Here is a 19,742-nt window from a genome sequence, read left to right as displayed (position 1 = left end):
GAACGACAACTTTCACCTGATTGAGATCACGCAGTCAAGAAAAGGGATAAAAAAACTATTGGCAAAAAAACCTGTTTTTGGCAACAACTCCTGATAGAATCGAGAACGAATCCATGCTCGAAGGCAACCGCATCATTCAAGCGCCCTTGAAATATTCCGCTATCCTGCTATCGGAGGCAGCATCTGTCATGAACAGACTCGTCATCATCAGCATCATCCTGGCGGCTTTATTTTTTGCAGCTTCAGCGGGTTTAGCCCAAGCTCCATCGGCATCAGCTGACAAACCACTCATTCATTTCGGCGTTATCCCCCGTTACAATCCAATCATTATGTATCGCTCTTACCAGCCGATGATGGATTATCTGACCGCCAACACCCCTTACCGCTTTGAACTGAAACTTTCACGCAATTATCACGAGGCTGTCGAATTCCTGCAAAACGGCACGACACCAGTGGCCTCCCTCGGGGATGTAACTTTTGCCGAAGCCCATCAGAAGTTTGGAGCTGAGCCTATTCTTAAACCTCTCAACGCAGATCGGGAAGCATACTATCATAGTTATATCATTGTCCGGGAGGACAGCTCGATCGCGTCATTGCAAGAACTCAAAGGGAAACTTTTTGCTTTTGGCGATTATCATTCGACATCAGGCAAGCTGATCCCCTACCACCACCTCAAGCTTCATGGTATTGAGCTGGATGATTTTTCATCTTACCTGCATCTCGAATCCCACGACGCCGTCGCGAAGGCGGTGCTCAAAGGCAGTGTTGCCGCCGGCGCAGTCAAGGATGTGGTTGCCCTGCGCTACCGTGAGCACGGCCTGCGCTTTCTTTCCATCTCCGACCCGATTCCGTCGGTCCCCATCGTTGTGCGTAAAGATGCGCCGGAGGATCTGGTCGCTGCTCTGAAAATAGCGCTACTGGCAATCGACCCTGATGATCCGCGAATCGGGCGGGAGTTGATCCGCTGGGATCCTGAATTCTCCCACGGCTTTGTCCCTGCCGCGATTGACGACTATCAATTGATTTTTGACCTTACCAGCAATAACAAGACCGGCTGTGGTCTGGGATGTCACTGATGCCGGGCAAACTCCCCTTCTTCAGCCTGCGTGTCCGCTTCATGGTGGTCGCCGTCATCCTGACCCTCGGTTCATCAGCTATCTGGGGTGGCTGGACCTGGCAGCGTGAGCGCACGTCTTTGCTGGAAACCCTCACCCGTGAAGGGGAGACCCTTGTCACCACCATGGCGATTCCCGTGATCAACGCTTTGCTTTATGAAGAGCTCGGCATTATTAGCGAAGGTGGGCTGCTGGACAATTTTGTCAGTGAAATCATGGCAACGCCACGACTTAAGATTCGCTACGCCTTCGTTCTGGATGAAGAAGGGCGGGTCCTGGCTCATAACCGGCTTGCCGAATTCGGCACCAACTACGATGATCCTATAAGTCGTGCTGCTCTTGCTGCAGAGGGCTTTATCCAGACTGACATCCTGGTGGAGGAAGAGCGGGTTGCTGACCTGGCGATGCCCCTGGCGATTGCCGGCAAACGCTGGGGGTGTTTACGCGTCGGGGTTTCCATGGAACCGGCTTATGCCGCAATCGGGCGACTGGAACAGCAGATTTTTCTTTTTTCCGGACTTTTTTCCATCGGCGCCCTGTTGATTTACTGGATTATCGGCACCTGGTTAGCCCGACCGATCCAGGCCCTGACCCAGAGCATGGAGAATGTCGGCAAAGATCCGAGCAACCTCACAATCAATGTTTACCGTAATGATGAAATCGGCCAGTTGCAAAAAAGTTTCAGCGCCATGCTCGAACGTCTCAACCGCAGCGAAGCTGAACGTATCATCTCAATGAACCGGATGCTCGAAAACGAACGGATCGCCGCTATCGGTCGTATCGTTTCCGGAGTTGCCCACGAAGTTAACAACCCCCTGGCCGGCATCGAAGGTGCTCTTTATCAAATCGAGCGCAAAGGGGGCTCTGCGACCGAGCGCTATGTCGGACTGGTCCGTCAGAGCATTGAGCGCATCGGTCGTATTGTCAGCCAACTCTCCGACCTGTCACGCGTCGGCACCATCAACCCTAAACCGGTTAACAGTGGCAGCTTTTTTGAAGACCTGGCGGTGTTCTCACGTATGGCAGTCAAAGGGATCAATTGCCGATTTACCACCGAAAACCACTGTCCGCCAACAACACTATTCCTCGACCGTGACAAAATTCACCAGGTCGTACTGAACCTGGTACTGAATGCGGTAGATGCTACCTGCACCAATGCCATCTGTGCCAATGGAGAAGTCAGCCTGATAGCAACCTGGCACAATGGTAACTATCTGTTGCGGGTGGAAAATACCGGTCCAGCCATTCCCGATAAGATTATCGATGAAATCTTCACCCCTTTTTTTACCACCAAAGAAGCCGGCAAAGGTTCCGGCATGGGTCTTGCTATTTCCAGAGGGATAGCCGAAAACCACGGTGGCACCCTCGACTATCAACGGACCGGGGAGCGCACGGTTTTTACCCTGTCTATTCCCTGCACAAAACCTGTGGATGCAACTGATGGATAAAACGATTTTACTGGTGGAAGACGATCTGGTTCATCTGGAAATGCTCAGCGAAGTTCTCACCGATAACAATTACAATGTGGTTCCCGCCAAGGATGGCCAGCAGGCAGTTGATGCGCTGGCGCAGCAAAGATTCCCGGTGGCCCTGATCGACATTCGCCTTCCCGATGTCAGCGGCATGTCGCTGCTTGAGGTCATTCTGAATCAGCAGCCTGACTGTACCATTCTGATGATGACCGGCGAAGCAACCGTCGAAGCTGCTGTCGATGCCCTCAAAAAAGGAGCCCACGACTACCTGGCCAAGCCCTTTAGAACCGAACTGTTGCTACTGAAACTTAAACGTCTGTTTCATCTCCAACAGATTGAAGCTGAAAACCGCGATCTACGGCGCCGCGATCAGTCGTCAGGAATGATTGGTGATAGTCAGGCGTTACGAAAATTTTTAACCGCCGCACAAACTGCAGCCGGCACTGATGTTACCATCCTGATTCAGGGCGAGAGCGGCACCGGCAAGGAACTCGCGGCCGACTTTATCCACCAGGAAAGTCCCCGTCACCCCAAACCCCTGGTCAAGGTCAACTGCGGCGCAATCCCGGAAACTTTGCTGGAATCAGAACTGTTTGGAACAGAAAAGGGAGCTTTTACCGGTGCCGATCAAGTGCGCCGCGGCTACCTGGAGCAGGCCCACGGTGGCACTCTGTTTCTGGATGAAGTTGGAGAAATTCCCCAGCCGATGCAGGTTAAGCTTCTGCGTGTCCTGCAGGACGGCGTTATTCGTCGTTTAGGGAGCGAAAAACCAATCAAGGTCGATTTCCGCCTGATTGCCGCCACCCACCGCAACCTCGCCGAATTGCGCAACGAAGGCAGCATCCGCGAGGATTTTTACTACCGACTCAATGTTGTTCCGCTGCATCTGCCACCCTTGCGTCAACGGCGCGAAGATATCCCATTGCTGATTTCCCATTTTATTAACAAGTATGCCTCCCGCTACAACAAAGCGCCGATTCAGCTCAACCTCGAAACCTATGAGCGGCTACAGAACTGCCCCTTGCCAGGGAATGTGCGTGAGCTGGAAAACCTGATTGAGCGGCTGCAGGTTCTCGCTCCCGGCAAAGAGATCACCCCCGGCATGTTACCCGAACCCCTGCGCCAGTCAGGTGGCAACAGTGGTGACATTATCCAGTGTTTTCGTACCGACCTGCCATTGCGTGAAGCCATCCGCGATTTTGAACTGCGCTTTATTACCCGGGTCCTTAACGAAGAAGGAGGAAATCGCACTGCGGCTGCCCAGCGCCTGAACATCTCACGCAAATCCCTGTGGGAAAAACTCGCTTTGTAACCTTGAAAATTTCGACCGCACTCCTTTCATTTACGATGACAATCACAAGTCTCCCCAGCCGCTTCTGTCCTATGGAGCAATGTCGTTAATAATCTTTAAATAACACCATAGTTTATTAACATGCGGTTGTTACCGCCAGGTAACACTGTATACATAAACCGTTAAGATACTATTTTTACTAGATATTGTGTTCTTTTAAATGTCAACTGTAACACTCGGGTTACAAAAGAAATCAGGAAACCTTCTTTAGTAAAGTAATATTTTCTGCAATTTCAGGCAGCTTGTCGAAAATCGTCACCCGGCACGACCTTTGCTAATCAACGCAAGAAGGGTGCGCGCAGTGCGAAGGTCGCTACTGGTTCACCTTTGTTTATCAAACAACTGCCAAGGAGGATGCGAATGAGATTGACACGTAGAAGCTTCATCCAAGCTTCCGCTGCCACCGGAGGTGCTTTACTGGCCGGTTGCGCTGCAAGCAAACCAGCCACTAACGCTATGAACAAATCAGCTGCTAAACCCAAAGGAGAAGATCCCGGCAAGTGGATGGCCAGCGTCTGTCAGGGGTGCACCACCTGGTGCCCGATCGAGATCTTTGTTCAGAATGGTCGTGCCGTTAAAGTTCGCGGTAACCAGAACAGCAAGCTCAACAACGGTTATGTCTGTCCGCGAGGCCACCTGATTCTGCAGCAAACTTATGATCCGGACCGGATCAAAACCCCGATGAAGCGTACCAACCCGAAAAAAGGTCGTGGCGTTGATCCCAAGTGGGTTCCCATTTCCTGGGATGAAGCCACCGATACCATCGCCGAAAAAATCATGGAACTTCGCCGCAACAATGAAACCCAAAAATACATGCTGATGCGCGGACGTTATTCCGATCACAACCAGATCCTGTACAGTGATTTCACCAAGATGATCGGCTCGCCCAACAACATTTCCCACAGTGCCATCTGTGCCGAGGTGGAAAAGTTCGGCCGCTACTATACCCAGGGATACTGGGGCTACGGCGACTATGATCTCGACAAAATGAAATACCTGATTGTCTGGGCCTGTGATCCGATATCATCCAACCGCCAGGTACCCAACGCCATCGACAAAATCCACGGCGTCATTGAGCGTGGCAAGCTGGTGACTATCGATCCACGCATGAGCAACACTGCTGCAAAGGGGCAGGAATGGCTGCCGATCAAGCCGCAGACCGATAGTGCTCTGGCAGTGGCCTTAGCCCATGTTATTCTGACCAAGGGGCTCTGGTACAAGGAATTTGTCGGTGACTTCAACAACGGCAAAAATCTCTTTGTTGCCGGCAAAACTGTTGCTGAAGACGCGTTTGCCGAAAAGCATACCCACGGCCTTGTCAAATGGTGGAACATCGAGCTGAAAGATCGCACTCCACAGTGGGCCGCCGGCATCACCGGCATTGACGCAGCTACCATTACCCGTGTGGCGACCGAATTAGCCAATGCCGCTCCTAACTGCGCAGTCTGGTACGGCCCCAACATGCAACCGCGCGGTTCTTATGCCGCATTAGCCATGCATGCTCTCAATGGCCTTACCGGCTCAACCGACAATGAGGGCGGTTACCTCAAGCCCCAGAGTGCACCCAGCAGCAGCTACCCGAAAATTGCCGATTTCCAAGATGAGCAGGCGAAAAAATCCAGCAAAAACAAAAAAATCGACCAGCGCGGCACCCTCAAGTTCCCTGCGCTGAAGGAAAAATCAGGCGGTGGTGTGGTTACCAACAATGCCGCCAACGGTATTTTGCAAGAAAATCCCTACGACATCAAAGTCGCTATCGGCTACTACAACAACTTTAATTTTTCCGGAACCGAAGGACAGCGCTGGGACCGCGCCATGGCCAAAGTTCCCTTCTTTGCCCATATTGTCACTATGCCCAGCGAGATGAGCCAGTTTGCCGACATCGTCCTGCCGGCAGCGATTCATCATTCCGAGCAATGGGCGATTGTACGTTCCGCCTACAACCTTCACGGCTGTATTTCCATCCAGCAACCGGTGATCAAGCCCCTGTTCGACGTCAAGGCAGCTGAGACCGAAGTGGTATGGATGATCTCTGAAAAACTTGCCGCCAAGGGTTTTGCAAACCCTCTCAACTGGCTCAAGAGTTTTAAAGATCCGGAAACCGGAGCAGAGCCGGCAAGTGGCACAGAATTAGGTCTTTACGCCACCAAGATCCGCAGCCAAAAGGCTTGGGATCCGAAGGAAAATGCCGACTATAAAGGGGATCGCCCTGCCGGTTGGAACGCATTCGTGGCAAAGGGAACAGTCAATTCTCCGCGCAAATCTTACCGCTCCATGTGGGAGAAAGGGTTCCCGACCGAAACCAAAAAATTCGAGTTCTACAGCGAAACCCTGAAAAAGGTGCTTATCGATCATGCAGAAAAAAACAAGGTCACCATTGATCAGGCCATCGAAGCGGCTAACAACACTGCCCGGGGGGAAACAGTCTTTGTACCCCATTACGAACCGATTTTCCGTCATGGCGACCGCGAAGCCTACCCCTTTGATCTGATCGACATGAAATCGCGCTTCAATCGCGAAGGGCGTAGCGCCAACAACACCTGGTATTACACCTTTAAAAAATGTGACCCGGGTGAGATCGTCGGCCATGATGTTGTACAAATCAATCCGGCCGATGCGCGTCGCCTCGGCATCAGCGAAGGCGATATGGTCAAAGTCACCTCCACTATCGGCAGCCTGACGGTTAAAGCTCGCCTGTGGGAAGGTATTCAGCCCGGAACAGTTGCCAAGTGTTTCGGTCAGGGACACTGGGCCTACGGACGTGTTGCCACCGAGGATTACAGCAAGTTCAAACCACGCGGTGCGAACTTTAACGAAATCATGCCTGACGATTACGATCGCATGAGTGGCTCAACCGCTCGCAACGGTGGCTTCACCGGCGTCAAGGTAGAAAAAGTTTGATAAAAGCAAACACCTTTCAATAGGAGAAAAAATACATGGCTAGATACGGAATGGTTATTGACCTGCACAAGTGCACCAGCTGCGGTGCCTGTGGACTCGGGTGCAAGACCGAGAACAACACCGATGACCGTGGCGATGGTCAGACCCACAACTGGGCCGATTATCATCATTCGGCAACGGGGACTTTCCCCAACGTCAGCTACCAGACACTGCCGGTTTTGTGCAATCACTGCACCAACGCCCCCTGCGTTGCTGCCTGTCCCGTCACTCCCAAGGCAATGCACAAAAATGCCAAGGGGATGACGATTCACAATGAAGAACGCTGCATCGGCTGCCGGGCCTGTCAGAATGCCTGTCCTTACAGCTCTATGGATGTAGAGAATGATGATGTCCAATATAGTGTTATCAGCTTCAATAATTTCGGTAAGATCATTCACGCCACTTACCAGGACAACACAGAGGCGATCAAAGGCTGTACCGCTTCAGGTGCTGAAGTTGCCAAAAAAGCCGGGATGGCACCACCCTATGCCACCACGTATGGACACCCTGACTATAATAGTGTCAGAGGAGATGGGGTCGTAGAGAAGTGCATCCTCTGCGATCATCGTATCGAAAATGGCATCCAACCCTATTGTACCGATGTCTGTCCATCGAAAGCACGGGTTGCCGGCGATTTTGATGATCCCAACAGTGATGCTGCAAAACTTCTCAAGAAATATGGTGGTCGGCGCCTTAAAAACAACAAGGGTGAGTTTCTGGCCGCCAATGAGCAAGGTGTTGGGCCTAATGTTTACTATATCCGCGCCTATTCAGCGCGCAAGTAATACCTTGACTAAGTGATGATGCCGCAGATGAAGCGTTCTTCGTCTGCGGTATTTTTTACCCGGCAAACCCACTTCTTTTTTTTTGGAGACATTTGTGACCACCACTTCCCTTATGGATAAAGTCGCTGCTACTGCTGACACCTACCGCCTGCTTTCTGCCTGCTATTATGAGCCGGATAAGAGTATGCTGCTCGAAGAAGGCCTGTTTACTCAAATGCGTGAGGCCCTTGAGCTGTGTCTTCCCCATTCGGTTCATTTAGCCGATGCCATGGCAACCAGCCTGCAAAGTGTGCCGCCACAGGAACTGCTGATCGACTATACCAAACTCTTTGTCGGACCTGATGTGCTGCTGGCACACCCTTACGGTTCGGTTTACCTTGATGGCCCAAAAATTCTCATGGGTGACTCCACTATGGATGTCATTGCCCGCTACCAGGACGCTGACTTTGGCATCAGCCCCGAGTTCAATGAAGTCCCGGATCATATCGCGATCGAACTTGAATTCCTTTATCTGCTCTGTTTCAATGAAGCCCTGGCCCGGAATGAAGAGCGTGCTGACGACCATCAGTATTGGTATCAGCTCCGCCAACAATTTATTGCTGACCACATTGGCCGTTGGATTAATGATTTCTCCGACAAGCTGCGTAGTAACACGCAATTCGATTATTACCGTCATCTCGCCGATCTGACCCAGCACTTTATCAACGCACAAAAATCAGCGGTATAGGTTGTCAGTATGATGCTGCAGAGCACGGCCTTCAAACTCCTGACTCCACAGGACACCCTGCGACTCGAACGCGGCCGCTGCTTACGCCACCGTTTGTCTTCTTCAAGTTGTCGCAACTGTTTTACCGCTTGCACAACCGGCGCCATAACCTGGACAAAAAACGGCCTGCACTGGGATGAAGAAAAATGCAGCGGCTGCCTGCTTTGCGCTGCCGATTGTCCCACTGATGCTCTGACAAGCACCCAGCTAGCCGTGGCTGATCTATTGCAGCGTCTTGATGAAGTCGATACTCCTTTGCTGGCTTGCTCCTTTAACCCACAAACACAGGGGCATGCGCGGTTATCCTGTCTGGGGCTGCTCGCTGATCCATACCTGTTACTGGCACTGCAACAGGCTCTGGGTAAGGAACTGCGTCTCAATGCGTCAACCTGTGCAACCTGCGAAAACTGTCGTATTTTACCGGCACTACAGCAATCAGCTAAACGAGTTGCTGAGCTGGCTCAAGGCTTACCCGGTGAGGTCAAGGTGATTGAAACAGCACCAGAGCTTGATTACCGCGAAAAAAGCTGCTCACGCCGAGAGTTTTTCAACTTTCTCAATCGTCGTTCACGCCAGACCGGTTTGTCTCTGGTCAATCGTCTGCGTCTCGACACAACGTCAGGCACTTACGGCAAAAAGAGCTTACCCCTGACCCGGCAACTGCTGCTGCAACTCGGCAAGGCGTCCTCCGCTGTGCGGGAAATGATTGACACGAGGATTCTGCCGGAGCTCACATTTGTCGCCGATTGCCGGGGCTGCACCGCCTGCGTCGGTATTTGTCCGACCGGCGCGCTGATGTCGCCGGATGTGCGTGGCAGCAAGCCGCAAATCAAGAAAGACCGTTGTACCTCCTGCAATCTTTGTGTAGAATTTTGTCGTCAATCGGCAATCACCGTCACCTCGCACTAGGGTGTGCTTTTTTTGGATAAGCGTTATGCAGATTTCGCACAACCGACAACTTACTGACCACAGCGACGTTACCGGAGTAATTTTAGCAGGGGGTCGCAGCCGACGCATGGGGCGCGACAAGGCGACCTTGACGGTCGGCGGGCGCACCCTGTTTGAACGCGCGCATGACGCCTTTGATGCCGTTTTAGAGCGGACACTGATTGCCGGTGATCGCCCCGACCTCGCCTCCGAAGCTGTGCCCTGTTTTGCTGATGAGTTTCCGGGCAGTGCTCTAGGTGGCATTCATGGTGGCTTGAAGGCTGCGCAAACGCCGTGGATTTTTGTGGCTCCCTGCGATCTGGCTGAACCCGACCAGAATCTAATCCGCCATCTGCTCACTTATCGCCACAACTACGATGCTGTGGTACCACGCACCCCGGCAGGTTTTGAGCCGGTATTTGCCCTCTACCACAAAAATTGCCTGCCGGTCATGGAACAGATGCTGCGCGCTGACAATTACCGCATCTACGATTTTTATGATCGCATTCGTACCCGCTTTGTGAGTAGCGATGAGTTACCGACCGGTTGGCAATCGGCCCTGGTTAATCTGAATTCACCGGTCGATCTTGAACAACTCCGCCAGGAGGCATCATGACTCCCCCCGTCGTATCTATTGTGGCCAAAAGCGGCACCGGCAAAACCACCCTGCTGGAAAAACTGATTGCAGAAATGAAACAGCGTGGTTATCGCGTCGCGGCCATCAAACATGACGCCCACAGCTTCAGTATTGATCATGAAGGCAAGGACTCCTGGCGACTGACCGAGGCCGGAGCGGACACCATGGTGATCACCTCACCGGCCAAGATTGCCATGGTCAGGCAGAATGAACACACTGAGCCGACCCTTAGCGAAACCATTGCGACCTACTGTTCGGATGTCGATATTGTTCTGACAGAAGGGTTCAAACGCAGCAACATGCCGAAGATTGAAGTCCATCGGCGTGAACGCAGCGCCACTCTGCTGTGTCGTGGTGAACAGCGTGACCCTACCCTGTTTGCCGTGGCGTCAGATGAACCCCTGGAACTGGACGTACCGGTGTTTGACCTCAACGATGCCGCCGGTCTGTGTAACTTGATTGAGAAGAGGTTTCTAGCGTGAATGACATCCGCATCCGCAGCAAAATCTGGCTGGAAGTGAACGGCCAGCCGTTTCTCGGTGGTGGCCGTCTGCGCCTGCTGCGCGCCATCGCAGCTACCGGTTCGATCAATGCCGCTTCCCAGCAACTTGGCATCTCCTACCGTAAGGCCTGGAGCCAGCTGCAGGAGATGGAAAAACACGGCATCTCTCTGGTTGAGCGTGAAAAGGGGGGGAGTGGCGGTGGTCGTTCTTTCATTACTCCAGAAGCACGGGAGTTGCTTAAAAACTTTGATGATGTCCTGGAGGGACTACATCAGATGATCGACGATAAGTTTGACCAGGTTTTTAATTCCTGAAAAGGCAAATACCCGCATTTTTTCATCTTCGATTTCTTTGCGATGCGTGCGACAAGGAGAGCCACGGTGATAGATTACCAGCAAGCCATCCATTGTATTTTTCAGACCATCAAGCCACTAGCTGCGGTGCGCGTCCCCCTTGCCGAAGGCCTGGGCAGGGTGCTGGCCGAAGATGTTTTTTCGCTTCTGGAACTCCCCCCCGCTGATAATTCCGCCATGGACGGCTATGCTTTTGACCACGCCCAGCTGGGAGATGGTGACTTGACAGCAATCGGTTTTGTGCCGGCCGGAGAAAGCTTTTCGGCATCCGTTAACTGCGGTGAAGCGGTACGTATCATGACCGGGGCCCCGATGCCCAAAGGCGTTGATACTGTCGTGCCGATTGAAGACACTGAACAGATGAGTGACAACCGGATCCGCCTGCGCAAGCCGCTGAAACGCGGTGCTAATGTTCGCTACCGTGGTGAAGAACTCAAGGTCGATGAAAAAATTCTCTGTCGCGGGCAGCAGTTGGACCCAGCAGCGATCGGCATGCTGGCCTCCGCCGGCGTCACTGAAGTCTGTGTCTACCCTGCTCCGCGAGTGGCTATTCTTTCCACTGGTGACGAGCTGGTCGAACTGGGCGAGACACCTGAGAACGGCAGAATCATTAACTCCAATGCTCACCTGCTCGCAGCCTGCTTGCGCCAGGACGGTTTCATCCCGATCCTGCTCGGCATCGCCAAGGATCAGCCGGGGGAGCTCCAGACCTGCCTGCGCAAAGGACTGGATGCTGATATGTTGATTACCACCGGCGGGGTTTCCGTTGGCGATCGCGATCTGGTGCAGCCAACCCTGCTTGAGCTCGGTTTTAAAAAACTTTTCTGGCAGGTGGCGACCAAGCCCGGCAAGCCAACCCTGTTTGGTACAATTGACGGACAGCCGGTGTTCGGACTACCTGGTAACCCAGCTGCCTCTGCTGCAACCTATCAGCTGTATGCCCGTCCTGCTTTGCGGATGCTTGCCGGGCACTCGCAGCCCTTTGCACCGACCCTTAAGGTCAAACTGGCCGCACCCCTTAAAGCAGGAGGAAAACGTTTACATTTTCTCTGGGGCAACCTGATCATTGTTGATGGTGAGCTACAGTTTGCTCCATCACAACGTCAGGGATCAGGACAGAATCGTAGTGCTGTCGGCGCTCAGGCGTTGTTTCCTCTGCCTATCGACTCCCCTGCATTGGAAGCCGGAGACAGGATCGACGTCATCTTGCTAACCTTGCCACCTGGCCAGAATCCTTCTAACAATTAATTAAAAGGAGCACCTAATGTTTGGACTGGGAACACAAGAACTGCTGATTATTCTGGTGCTGGTTGTGGTAATTTTTGGTGCCGGCAAACTTCCTCAGGTGGGTGAAGCCCTCGGCAAGGGAATACGTAATTTCAAAAAAGGGGTCAATGACGTCGAAGAACTTGGCCTTGCCGATCTGGATGAAAAGAAAAAATCCGAAGTAGACTCAGAACGTCATGAAAGATAGCTTCGGACGCAATATCAGCTACTTGCGACTGTCGATTACCGACCGTTGCAACTTGCGCTGTCACTATTGTATGCCGGCTGCCGGCATCGAGTACCGGCAGCATGAAGACATCCTGCGTTATGACGAAATGCTCCGGATTGTCGCCGCTGCCATCACCCTGGGCATTCGCAAGGTTCGTATTACCGGTGGGGAACCGCTGCTACGCAAGGGGGTGATCGGCTTTTTAGAGCAGCTTGCTGCTCTTGAGGGGATTGAAGAAATTGCGTTGACGACTAATGGTATCCTGCTAGCGGACTATGCGGAGGAATTGAGCGCTGCCGGCGTTAAACGCCTCAATATCAGTCTCGACTCCCTTAAGCCTGACACTTTTAATGAAATTACCCGTGGCGGTGATCTTGCTCAGGTTCTGGCGGGTATCGGCAAGGCCGAACAAGTCGGCATGAAAATCAAGCTCAATATGGTGGCCATGCGCGGAGTCAACGACCATGAACTCCTCGATTTCGCAACCCTGTCGATTGACAAACCCTGGTCGGTGCGCTTTATCGAATATATGCCGACAATCCGCGAACAACAATGGCAGCAACGGATTATCAGCGGCGCAGATATCCTTGCTCAGCTGAACAAGCATTTTCAACTGGAACCCCTTACAGCGGATCATTTCTGTGGTCCGGCCCGTCCTTACCGGATTACCGGAGCCGTCGGCACCCTTGGTATTATCACCCCCATGAGTGAACATTTTTGCGGTTCCTGCAATCGCATTCGGGTGACTTCCCTGGGGCATGCAAAAAGCTGTCTGATGTCGAATGAGGCTGTCAACCTGCGCCCTCTTCTGGGTGTTCGTCAGCAGAGTGAATTGATCGACACATTGAAAAAGGTCATCTGCGGCAAGCCTGAACATCACCGACTGGGTACAGATCCTGATTCGACCACCCCATTTTCCATGGCCAGCATAGGAGGATAGTTCATGATTGGTGAAATTGTTGCGGTTTGTGTCAGCGCCGCTAAAGGAGAGCGCAAAACACCAGTTGAGAAGGTGCTGTTGCGGGAAAATCATGGCATCGTCGATGACGCCCATGCCGGTGACTGGCATCGTCAAATCAGTTTACTTGCAAAAGAAAGTATCGATAAAATGCGGGCCATGGGGCTCGATGTCGACAACGGCGACTTCGCTGAGAACCTCACAACCCTTGGCATAGATCTCCCCGCCCTGCCCATTGGAAGTCGGCTGCGGATCGGTGAGGTACTGCTGGAGGTAACCCAGATCGGCAAGGAATGCCATACCCGCTGCGCCATTTATCATCAGGCCGGGGATTGCGTCATGCCCAAGGAAGGCATCTTTGCCAGGGTCTTAAGTGGCGGAGTGGTCACCCCGGGTTCACAGTTGCAGGTTTTAAACGGTAGTTTGTGATATACCTGAAAGCATAACAACCCTGTGGAAGGAGACCAGAATGCTGTCCCGGATATCCCATGCAACATCTCATCGTTCACATTCCAGCCTGGTGACACCTGCTCTGTGGCTGATTTTACTGTCCCTGCTTCTGATTCTCGTCGGCTGTTCATCACATTCGGCAAAAACCCGGGAGCTACTGACAATCGATTATCAACAGCTCGACAATGAAGCTTTATTACTACATTATTATGCAGTTGAAGATCAGATCGCCCTCTCCGAGCAACGGCGATCCGCGCCTTCTGTTAGTCTGGGTTTAGGCCTGGGCAGTTATGGCGGAAGCAGCTCCGTTGGCGGCGGGGTTGGCGTTAGAACCCCGATCGGCCAGCCTGATTCAGCCGCCGATCTACGCGCCCACCGCAACCTTGTGCGGCTTGAGCTGCAGAAACGTGACCTCACCCCGTAAAAAAACTATCCGATTCTCCATATCGCTGGCATTAAAGATATAAAAATCCCCGGTTACTTCCCTCAGCCGAGCCGTCGGGAACACAGGGAAAACCTGGATTTTTAAAATTGTTTTGGTGCTCTGAGTTGCTAAGCATTAAAAAAAGGGGGGGCAACCCGAATCAGCCACAAACACCACAACGACTGCATCCGTGCACGCAGGGTGAGGTTAAACGTTGCTCGGCAGCGCGTTGATATTCACGCCACAGATAATCGCGCCGTACCCCGGAATCAATGATCTCCCAGGCAAAGGCTTCATCCCGCCCGCGCTCCCGCGTTAACTCCTGGATCAAGGGCCATTTGGCCGCTGCGCAAATCTGCCTTAAGCTCCCTCCCTTGGCCAGTTCCGGCAATATGGCGGCAATGCGGCGATCGCCACGGGATAAAAAAGCCTGAAGGATCGCCAGTCGCACCGATTCCATCATAAAACGGGTATTAGGAATCCGGCTGCACGCTGACTGCAGCAAGCGCCCCTTTTTCTTCAATGACTTTTCCCCCTCCATGCCGGCCCACTGAAACGGGGTAAAGGGCTTGGGAATAAAGGGGTTAACACTGACCGTCAGATTGCCGAGAAAACCCCGGGCTTTGCCACTGGTCCGGCGCATGGCCGCAATCTTATCTACCAGTTCTATGATCGCTTCGACATCAGCCATTTCTTCAAATGGCAGACCAATCAGAAAATACAGTTTAAGATGGCGAATACCACCATCCGACAGCACCTGAACGGCTGACAGAATCTGATCTTCATTCAACCCCTTGTTGATGACATCACGCATTCGCTGGCTGCCGGCTTCCGGGGCAATCGCGACGCTGTTGTGCCCGGCTTGAGTAAGCAGGGTAACGGCGTCGACATCGATGGCATCCAGCCGCAGACTGGACACTGAAATCTCGCCGCCGCGGGCGATGATCCCTTGCTGGAGTGGCACAACCTGTGAGTAATCGGCAACCGCAGCAGCCACCAGACCGATCCGGTTGCGCTGGCACAACCCCTGGTCAGCCTGTTGCAGCAGATTATCCAGGCTGCGTTCGCGCGGAGGCAGGTAGACGAACCCCGCAGCACAGAAGCGACAGCCACGCGAGCAACCGCGTGATACCTCAACCAGCGCCATATGGCCAAACTCAGCTGCCTCAGATTGAATGAAGGTGCGACTGGCAGAGCTGTCAAGATCATGGAGATATTGTCTCTGGATTGTTTTGGGTACCCCCGCACTACGCTGATAAGTGATGCCATCGGCCGCATAGACCGGCTGGTAAAAACGCGGCACATAGACCCCCGGCAGCTGAGCCAGACCTAGCAGCAGCTGAAGGCGCGGCAAGGAAGATGACTGCTGAAGTCCTGCCAGTAAGGCGGACAATATAGGTTCGGCCTCACCGACCGCAATCAAGTCGGCAATCTCAGCCACAGGTTCAGGATTGATGAAGGCGCAAACGCCGCCAAACAACACCAATGGATCATCGTCCCGGCGGTTGTGAGCCAGCAGCGGGATGTTGCCGGCGGAAAAAATAGCCGGCAGGTGCAGATAGTCATTTTCAAAGGAGATCGACAGGGCAATCAGATCGAAATCCCTTAAAGGACGATCCGACTCAAGGGAAACCAGGGGATTTACATTATGTGAGGATGACGGCTCCGGCAGAAAAAAACGTTCACACAGGCAATCATCCCGCTGATTGATCAGCTGGTACACCGTCTGAAAACCGAGATTACCCATCCCCTGCTGATACCCATTGGGGTAGACCAGGGCAATGCGATAACGGCCTTCATTCCAGGAATGATAGCGAGTACCGGATTCCTCGTTGCGGCGCAGCTGATTTGCGGAAACAACATTATAAGCCATAGCTGCTGTTATACACGAGAAATGATCATCACAAAGAAAAAAAGGGCCACACAAGATGGCCCTGGACGAGGGAGTCGTCGGGATACATAACAAGGTACAGAAGCGCTGTACATCCGCCGGGCGGAGAACCGGCATACATCACATCAATAATTACAACAGAGGAGCGTTGCCAATAAGACGCAATCTGGTTTTTATCGCCGCACTGATTCACCAACAGTACGGGCACAAAGGTTATTCACAATCACCACCATCAATTGGAGATGAACATCAAACGAAACAGGACGAAGGATCAATCAACCCGACGGCGCAAAAATGTCGGGATATCGAACTGCTCATCATCAACAAACAGATCGCGATTCTGACTCGGCAGTTCGCGACGACGTCCATATAGTTCATTCTGCTGATTACGGATGTGGGTCGGAACATCAAGGTCACGCTTATGCTTGACGACTGGCGGCACATAGGGTGTACGCTGCACTTCAGTATTTTCCGTGCCTTTATCCTTGACTTCATACTGCTCACCAAAGCCGGTCGCAATCGCAGTAATCTTGATTTTCTCACCGAGACTTTCATCAATAACCAGACCAACGATGATATTGGCATCCTCATGAACTTTTTCGTGGATGATCGTCGAAGCCTCTTCAAACTCTTCCATGGTCATGCTCGACGAACCGGAAATATTGACCAGCACGCCCATCGCCCCGGAAATGTCAACCTCTTCAAGCAGCGGACTGCTGATGGCGCTGTAAGCAGCTTCGGCGGCACGGCGTTCGCCTTCTGCGATGCCAATCCCCATCATTGCCATGCCGCGATTACTCATGACGGTACGCACGTCGGCAAAGTCGACGTTGATCATCCCCTCGGTGATAATCAGATCCGAGATCCCTTGCACTGCCTGGCGCAAGACATCATCAGCCGGCTTGAAGGCATCAAGTATGCTCATATTTTTACCGGCTAAACCCAGCAGGCGATCGTTCGGCACCACGACCAGTGAATCAACAACCTCGCGCAATGCGGCGATACCGGCATCGGCTCTGGCCATGCGCTGTTTTCCCTCACGGGTGAAAGGTTTGGTCACTACGCCAACAGTCAGGGCTCCTACTTCTTTTGCCGCCCTGGCAATAATGGGTGCAGCGCCGGTGCCGGTACCACCACCCATGCCGGCAGCAATGAAAATCATATCCGCACCGGTAAAGAGTTCGACCAGGCGCTTGACATCCTCTTCGGCGGCCTGACGACCAATTTCCGGATTGGCTCCAGCACCAAGCCCCTTGGTCAGGCTGCCACCAAGCTGAATTTTCATTGGGGCATCGCTGCGGCGCAGAGCCTGGGCATCGGTATTGGCGACCAGAAAATCGACACCTTCGACATGATTGCGGATCATCGTGTTGACGGCGTTACCACCCCCACCACCGACACCGATCACCTTGATTTTAGCTGTCTGATCCAGATTTTCCTCAAATTGAAACATAACTCCCTCTTGCATAGGCATGACTGCCTCCCTGGCGTTGCGCTCCCGCTCACTCCGCGATCACAGAAGCTGGTTATATAACTTTACATAAGTTACCAAAATTTAAATTCTTTTACAAGTAATTATTATATAATTATTGATCAAAAAAAGTCACTGAACATCTCTTTCATACGCTTTGAGACCCGCTCAAACATATTGTCTTCTCCCACCTTGAATTTTTGTGCCTGGCTGTTCATCCTGCCGTACTTCACCAGCCCTACCCCTGAGGCGTAAATCGGCGAATTAACCACATCCACCAGACCACCAATATCGACTGGAGTGCCGCGCCGTACCGGCAAATTGAAAATCTGTTCAGCCAGCTCCGGCATCCCCGGCAAAATGGCGGTGCCGCCGGTAATGACGACCCCGGAGGCAATCAACTCGTCATAACCACTTTTGATGATTTCGCGATTAATCAGTGAAAACATCTCCTCTACCCGTGGTTCGAGAATTTCAGCGAGTAATTGCCGTGACAGGATCCGTGGCTCACGACCGCCCACCGATGGCACCTCGATGGTTTCATCTTTGCCGACCATGGAGGTGAGGCAGCAACCGTAAGCCTGTTTGATTTTTTCTGCTTCGGCCATCGGGGTACGCAAACCAACGGCGATATCATTGGTCAGGTGATCACCGCCAATCGACAGGACCGATGTGTGTTTGATCGCCCCATCTGAATAGATAGCGATATCCGCGGTGCCACCGCCAATATCCACCAGCGCAACCCCCAACTCTTTTTCATCAGCGGAAAGCACCGCCTCGCTGCTGGCAAGTTGCTCCAGCACGATATCGGCGACATCAACACCGGCACGATTACAACTTTTGATAATATTCTGGGCGCTGGCGACCGCACCCGTTACAATGTGCACCTTGGCTTCCAGACGCACACCACTCATCCCCAACGGCTCGCGAATACCATCCTGATCATCAATAATGAATTCCTGTGGCAGAATGTGTAGAACTTCCCGGTCCATTGGAATAGCAATTGCCTTGGCGGCATCAATAACCCGCTGCAGATCCTCGCTGGTTACTTCGCGATTTTTAATTGCGATAACCCCTTGCGAATTCATGCCACGAATGTGGCCACCCGCAATTCCGGTAAATACGGACTTGATTTCACAACCGGCCATCAACTCCGCTTCGCGAATAGCCTTGCGGATGGCGGCTACCGTGGATTCAATATTGATCACCACCCCTTTGCGCATTCCGCGTGACGGACTGGTGCCAATCCCGACCACTTCCAGCCCATCCTCTGCCATATGACCGACAATACAGCAGATTTTCGTGGTTCCAATATCCAGACCAACGATCAAATTATCTTTTGCTTTACTCATGACACCCCCTTGGTATCAGCTTTTGGTCGTTTTATCCGACCGTTCAATTCGTACAATAACCTTCTCATCAACGTTTAAATCGATATAATCGAGCATCTTCATTTTTGGCTTCAACAGCGCATAAATGCGCTCCAGACGATCCAGCTTTTCATGATATTTCTCGGTCCCCAGCCGGATCCTCACGCCACTATCCAGGGTATAAACGGATAAACCTCCGCCGGTCTCTTTGTGAATCTCCGAAACCTTATGCAAGCCGAACTGCGAACGTGACTGAAGTTCTTCAATCAGTCCGACAATCTTCAGCAGCTGGGCACGATCTTTATGGCGACCCAACTCCAGTTGGGGCGCATTGAAACCGGTAATAACAGGATAATCAAGACTGTCGCCGGCATCGAGGAGCTTGAAAATCGCCCCGTTCTCATCCAGATAGTAGAGATAACCAAGATTGATAATGGCAAGCGGCTCACGCTCTACAATGCGGATACTTATCTGGCGCGGAAAAATCCGCTGGATTCGAGCCTCCTCGACCCAGGAATTTTCAGCAATTTTACGTCCGATCAGATCAAGATCCAGGCTGAATGTTGACATTCCCGGCTGCACATCAGAAAGTGCCACCAGAGTCTTTTCATCCAGCCGCTGATTTCCTTCCACACGTATCGTATCAATACGAAACTGGTCTGACGCAAGGAGCATTTGCACCAGAAAAAAGCTGCCGGCTACTACCAGCGTAACGCTGAAGACCCCAATGCCAACTCGTAAGCAGCGATGCAGCAAAAACCGCAGATCAACAGGTTTTCTCTGCGTTTTCCGGCGGTTGCTACGCACCTTCTTGTTGACATTTTGTCTTTTCAT

19 protein-coding genes are annotated in these 19,742 nt (G+C 52.4%); 15 read left to right on the top strand and 4 right to left on the bottom strand.

The annotated features are described in order from the left end of the window. The first annotated feature begins 188 nt into the window (after window positions 1-188). The 15 genes from phnD (at window position 189) to AC1931_RS12140 (ending at window position 14,176) form a co-directional block, all read left to right on the top strand. Window positions 189-1,076 carry a phosphate/phosphite/phosphonate ABC transporter substrate-binding protein gene (gene phnD / locus AC1931_RS12210; RefSeq protein WP_483877549.1) on the top strand — a complete coding sequence of 296 codons (888 nt, stop codon included), beginning with the start codon at window positions 189-191 and terminating at the stop codon, window positions 1,074-1,076. After that, window positions 1,076-2,563, top strand: coding sequence for an ATP-binding protein (locus AC1931_RS12205; RefSeq protein ID WP_483877548.1), 1,488 nt, complete (start codon window positions 1,076-1,078; stop codon window positions 2,561-2,563). The genes phnD and AC1931_RS12205 overlap by 1 nt, the downstream gene beginning before the upstream one ends. Continuing rightward, window positions 2,556-3,899 carry a sigma-54-dependent transcriptional regulator gene (locus AC1931_RS12200; RefSeq protein WP_483877547.1) on the top strand — a complete coding sequence of 448 codons (1,344 nt, stop codon included), beginning with the start codon at window positions 2,556-2,558 and terminating at the stop codon, window positions 3,897-3,899. Before AC1931_RS12205 ends, AC1931_RS12200 begins: the two co-directional genes overlap by 8 nt. A 399-nt stretch (window positions 3,900-4,298) precedes the next feature. Beyond that, a complete protein-coding gene (locus AC1931_RS12195; protein WP_483877546.1) occupies window positions 4,299-6,839 on the top strand; it encodes a molybdopterin-dependent oxidoreductase in 2,541 nt (846 codons plus the stop codon). A gap of 35 nt (window positions 6,840-6,874) precedes the next feature. Further along, window positions 6,875-7,663 (top strand): 4Fe-4S dicluster domain-containing protein, encoded by a 789-nt coding sequence (locus tag AC1931_RS12190; protein WP_483877545.1) that lies wholly within the window; start codon window positions 6,875-6,877, stop codon window positions 7,661-7,663. 94 nt (window positions 7,664-7,757) lie between these two features. After that, window positions 7,758-8,390 (top strand): TorD/DmsD family molecular chaperone, encoded by a 633-nt coding sequence (locus tag AC1931_RS12185; RefSeq protein WP_483877544.1) that lies wholly within the window; start codon window positions 7,758-7,760, stop codon window positions 8,388-8,390. 9 nt (window positions 8,391-8,399) lie between these two features. Beyond that, window positions 8,400-9,338: a 4Fe-4S binding protein gene (locus tag AC1931_RS12180; RefSeq protein WP_483877543.1), complete on the top strand. Its 939-nt coding sequence runs from the start codon at window positions 8,400-8,402 to the stop codon at window positions 9,336-9,338. Between the two features lie 25 nt (window positions 9,339-9,363). After that, a complete protein-coding gene (gene mobA, locus AC1931_RS12175) occupies window positions 9,364-9,972 on the top strand; it encodes a molybdenum cofactor guanylyltransferase (RefSeq protein WP_483877542.1) in 609 nt (202 codons plus the stop codon). Further along, complete coding sequence (mobB, locus tag AC1931_RS12170) at window positions 9,969-10,475, top strand: molybdopterin-guanine dinucleotide biosynthesis protein B (RefSeq protein WP_483877541.1); 507 nt, start codon at window positions 9,969-9,971, stop codon at window positions 10,473-10,475. The genes mobA and mobB overlap by 4 nt, the downstream gene beginning before the upstream one ends. Further along, complete coding sequence (locus AC1931_RS12165) at window positions 10,472-10,810, top strand: winged helix-turn-helix domain-containing protein (RefSeq protein ID WP_483877540.1); 339 nt, start codon at window positions 10,472-10,474, stop codon at window positions 10,808-10,810. The genes mobB and AC1931_RS12165 overlap by 4 nt, the downstream gene beginning before the upstream one ends. Window positions 10,811-10,876: 66 nt before the next feature. Then, on the top strand, window positions 10,877-12,097 hold the full coding sequence (locus tag AC1931_RS12160) for a molybdopterin molybdotransferase MoeA (RefSeq protein WP_483877539.1): 1,221 nt from the start codon (window positions 10,877-10,879) through the stop codon (window positions 12,095-12,097). A 16-nt stretch (window positions 12,098-12,113) separates the two neighbouring features. Further along, window positions 12,114-12,323 (top strand): twin-arginine translocase TatA/TatE family subunit, encoded by a 210-nt coding sequence (gene tatA, locus AC1931_RS12155; RefSeq protein WP_483877538.1) that lies wholly within the window; start codon window positions 12,114-12,116, stop codon window positions 12,321-12,323. Further along, window positions 12,313-13,284 carry a GTP 3',8-cyclase MoaA gene (gene moaA, locus AC1931_RS12150; protein WP_483877537.1) on the top strand — a complete coding sequence of 324 codons (972 nt, stop codon included), beginning with the start codon at window positions 12,313-12,315 and terminating at the stop codon, window positions 13,282-13,284. The genes tatA and moaA overlap by 11 nt, the downstream gene beginning before the upstream one ends. 3 nt (window positions 13,285-13,287) lie before the next feature. Continuing rightward, entirely contained in the window at window positions 13,288-13,731 is a 444-nt protein-coding gene (locus AC1931_RS12145; protein ID WP_483877536.1) for an MOSC domain-containing protein, read from the top strand. A 40-nt stretch (window positions 13,732-13,771) separates the two neighbouring features. Next, window positions 13,772-14,176, top strand: coding sequence for a hypothetical protein (locus AC1931_RS12140; protein WP_483877535.1), 405 nt, complete (start codon window positions 13,772-13,774; stop codon window positions 14,174-14,176). A 160-nt stretch (window positions 14,177-14,336) separates the two neighbouring features. On the opposite strand, the gene AC1931_RS12135 is transcribed toward AC1931_RS12140, so the two are convergent. From AC1931_RS12135 to AC1931_RS12120, 4 genes are all read right to left on the bottom strand, one after another. Continuing rightward, window positions 14,337-16,049 (bottom strand): radical SAM protein, encoded by a 1,713-nt coding sequence (locus tag AC1931_RS12135; protein ID WP_483877534.1) that lies wholly within the window; start codon window positions 16,047-16,049, stop codon window positions 14,337-14,339. Between the two features lie 289 nt (window positions 16,050-16,338). After that, the gene (gene ftsZ / locus AC1931_RS12130) at window positions 16,339-17,520 is read right to left on the bottom strand and encodes a cell division protein FtsZ (protein ID WP_483877609.1); all 1,182 of its coding nucleotides are present in this window, start codon (window positions 17,518-17,520) and stop codon (window positions 16,339-16,341) included. 140 nt (window positions 17,521-17,660) lie between these two features. Then, window positions 17,661-18,890, bottom strand: a complete 1,230-nt coding sequence (ftsA, locus tag AC1931_RS12125) for a cell division protein FtsA (RefSeq protein ID WP_483877533.1) — start codon at window positions 18,888-18,890, stop codon at window positions 17,661-17,663. A gap of 15 nt (window positions 18,891-18,905) precedes the next feature. Then, window positions 18,906-19,742 carry a cell division protein FtsQ/DivIB gene (locus tag AC1931_RS12120; protein WP_483877532.1) on the bottom strand — a complete coding sequence of 279 codons (837 nt, stop codon included), beginning with the start codon at window positions 19,740-19,742 and terminating at the stop codon, window positions 18,906-18,908.

The sequence above is a fragment of the Pelovirga sp. C15f genome (genome assembly GCF_057178085.1).
Note: the sequence above shows the minus strand (reverse complement) of the source record. Positions and strands in the feature narration are given on the sequence as shown.